This is a genomic window from Microbispora sp. H10836 (genome assembly GCF_012999525.1).
GTDB lineage: Bacteria > Actinomycetota > Actinomycetes > Streptosporangiales > Streptosporangiaceae > Microbispora.
In genome coordinates this window covers 1-1,232 of sequence record NZ_JABBWU010000062.1, presented here as the reverse complement: position 1 = coordinate 1,232, position 1,232 = coordinate 1, and the positions used below count along the sequence as shown (strand labels likewise).

The 1,232-nt window shown below is 69.4% G+C and carries 2 protein-coding genes; both read left to right on the top strand.

Annotated elements, in window-relative coordinates:
- Positions 1 to 731 (top strand): Gfo/Idh/MocA family protein (locus tag HHX30_RS40240; RefSeq protein ID WP_169989202.1); only part of this gene is annotated, 731 nt, incomplete at its 5' end.
- A gap of 31 nt (positions 732 to 762) precedes the next feature.
- The coding region (locus HHX30_RS40235) for a sugar phosphate isomerase/epimerase (RefSeq protein ID WP_169989201.1) at positions 763 to 1,232 on the top strand (470 nt) is incomplete at its 3' end.

Genomic DNA, 1,232 nt, shown 5'->3' with positions numbered 1-1,232 from the left:
GGCGGTTCGTCGAACAGGGCAGGCTCGGGGAGATCCGGCACGTGCGGGCGCAGTACCTGCAGGACTGGATCGTCGACCCGGAGTTCCCCCTGGTCTGGCGTCTGCAGAAGGACAAGGCCGGGTCCGGGGCTCTCGGCGACATCGGCGCCCACATCATCGACACCGCGCAGTTCATCGTCGGCCGGTCGCTGGCCGGGGTGAGCGCGATCACCGAGACGTTCGTCAAGGAGCGCCCGCTCGCCGAGGGGTCGGCCGGCCTGGCCGGCCAGGGCGGCACCGGTGAGATGGGCGAGGTGACGGTGGACGACGCCGCGCTGTTCATCGGCCGTTTCGAGGGCGGGGCGCTGGGGTCCTTCGAGGCCACCCGGTTCGCCACGGGCCGCAAGAACGCGCTGCGGATCGAGGTCAACGGATCGCTGGGCAGCCTGTCCTTCGACTTCGAGGCGATGAACGAGCTGTGGTTCCACGACCACACGCTCGACGCCGCCGAGGGCGGGTTCCGGCGGATCCTCGTCACCGAGGCGGACCACCCGTACGCCGGGGCGTGGTGGCCGCCGGGTCACGGCCTCGGCTACGAGCACACCTTCACCCATGAGGTGAAGGACTTCATCGAGGCGGTGGCCGCCGGCACCGACCCCGCACCGTCCTTCGAGGACGGTCTTCAGGTGCAGCGGGTGCTCGCCGCGGTCGAGGAGAGCGCGGCCGCCGGGTCGGGCTGGACCTCGGTGTGATTGTCCACAGGACTGTGAGAAGGGGTGTGATATGACGCGACCGATCACGTTGTTCACGGGGCAGTGGGCGGACCTGCCGTTCGAGGAGGTCTGCCGCCTCGCCTCCGAATGGGGCTACGACGGCCTGGAACTCGCCTGCTGGGGCGACCACTTCGAGGTCGACAAGGCCCTCGCCGACGACTCCTACGTCGAACGCAAGAAGGAAACCCTGGCCAAATACAACCTCGGGGTATGGACGATCTCCAACCACCTCGTCGGCCAGGCCGTCTGCGACCACCCCATCGACGAACGCCACAAGGGCATCCTGCCCGCCCGCATCTGGGGCGACGGCGAACCCGAAGGCGTCCGGCAGCGCGCCGCCGAGGAGATCAAGGACACCGCCCGCGCCGCGGCCAAACTCGGCGTCAAGACCGTCGTCGGCTTCACCGGCTCCTCCATCTGGCACACCCTGGCCATGTTCCCGCCGGTCCCGCCGTCGATGATCGAAGCCGGCTACGCCGA